This is a genomic window from Salicola sp. AFF1 (assembly GCF_056783195.1).
The window spans coordinates 1-1721 of sequence record NZ_JBXAYL010000087.1 but is presented as its reverse complement, the minus strand read 5'-3'; the positions used below and the strand labels follow the sequence as shown (position 1 = coordinate 1721).

Here is a 1721-nt window from a genome sequence, read left to right as displayed (position 1 = left end):
GTAAGCGCTAGCGAATCGACACCTATCCCCTGATCTGAGACCGGACCACACTGGTTCCATCCTTGTAATGAGTGGAGGAACCAGCATGGCCAGCACCGAGTTGCATCATTTCTGGCAACACACCCTCACTGAGTGGGCGGCCTCCGGGCTTTCCGGTGCCGCTTTCTGTCGCGAACACCGTTTGGGCTATTATCAGTTCAGTTACTGGCGCCGGAAGTTGCGAGCCGAGAACGAGTCGCAGGCCGGCGCCGGATTCGCCCGTGTCGCGCCGGCGGTGCCGGCCACAGAGACGGCGGAGGCGCTGACCGTGTCGTTGCCCGGTGGCGTATCGATCACCGGGCTACACGCCGGCAACGTTGAGCTGCTGGCCGCCGTGCTGAGGCAGCTGTGATGCGCAATCGGTATCTGCGGCCCTCCTGGGAGCTGCCCGAGATCTATCTGTACCGGGCGCCGGTCGATTTTCGCAAGCAGGCCCATGGCCTGGCGCTGATCGTCGAGCAGGAGCTGGGGCACAGTCCGTTCACCGGCGCCCTGTACGCTTTCACCAACCGCCAACGCAATAAGATCAAGTGTCTGATGTGGGAAGACAACGGCTTCGTGCTCTATTACAAGGCGCTGGCCGAGGAGCGGTTCAAGTGGCCGGGCCCAGGGGAAGAGCTGATGCCACTGACCGGCGAGCAGATCAACTGGCTGCTCGATGGCTACGACATCACCCTGTTGCGGGGGCATAAAAAGTTACATTACGAGGCCCTTGGATAGCCTTTTTTGCGTGCGCCAGGGCTCTGTTTTTGCTATAATTTCGTCATGAAATCAACGCCTGATAACGCTCCTTCAGCCCCCGATCTCAGCGGTCTTTCCGCCGCTGAGATGGCTGGCGTTATCGGCGAGCTCCAACAACAACTCAACGCCAGCGAGCAGGCGCTTGCGAGCCAGCGCGAGCTGCATGAAAAGGCCATCCGCCAACGCGACATCCGGATTGATCAGCTCGAGGAAATGCTGCGGCTGAAAGCCCTCCAGAAGTTCGCCGCCAGCAGCGAGAAGCACCGCTACCAGGTCACGCTGTTCGACGAGGCGGAGGTGGAAGCCGAGATCGAGGCCCTGCAAGAGGAATTTCCAGACGAGGATGAGCAGGGCCAGGACGAGCCACCGCGCCCCGCCCGTAAGAACCGCCAACGCGGCTTCTCGGATCAACTGCGGCGCAAGCGCATTGAGCTGACCCTCAGCGATGAAGAGAAAGCCGGCGCCACCAAGACCTTCTTCACCAAGGTCAAGGAAGAGCTGGAGTTCATCCCGGCCCAACTGACCGTGCTCGAATACTGGCAGGAAAAGGCCGTGTTCGAGCACAACGACGGGGACGAGTCCCTGGTGGCGGCGCCTCGCCCCGTACACCCTTTGGGCAAGTGCATTGCCACTACCTCGCTGCTGGCCTACATCATCACCTCGAAGTACGCCGATGGCCTGCCGCTGTACCGGCTGGAGACCATGCTGGCGAGGCTTGGGCATCCGCTCAGCCGTACCAGCATGGCGCATTGGATCATTCGTCTGAATGACGTGTTCAAGCCACTGATCAACCTCATGCGCGAGGCGCAGAACACCAGCGACTACCTCCAGGCCGATGAGACCCGACTGCAGGTGCTCAAGGAAGACGGCAAAACGGCCCAATCCGACAAATGGATCTGGGTCACCCGGGGCGGCCCGCCGGGCCAGCCCACGGTGCTGTT

3 protein-coding genes are annotated in these 1721 nt (G+C 61.4%); all 3 read left to right on the top strand.

Going from position 1 to position 1721, the window contains the following annotated elements; all coding sequences use genetic code 11:
- Positions 1-67: 67 nt before the first annotated feature.
- The gene (gene tnpA / locus AC1RQI_RS16775; protein ID WP_481905756.1) at positions 68-391 is read left to right on the top strand and encodes an IS66 family insertion sequence element accessory protein TnpA; all 324 of its coding nucleotides are present in this window, start codon (positions 68-70) and stop codon (positions 389-391) included.
- Entirely contained in the window at positions 391-759 is a 369-nt protein-coding gene (tnpB, locus tag AC1RQI_RS16770) for an IS66 family insertion sequence element accessory protein TnpB (protein WP_481905755.1), read from the top strand. The genes tnpA and tnpB overlap by 1 nt, the downstream gene beginning before the upstream one ends.
- Positions 760-804: 45 nt before the next feature.
- Positions 805-1721: transposase (locus AC1RQI_RS16765; protein WP_481905754.1), on the top strand; the 917-nt coding region annotated here is incomplete at its 3' end.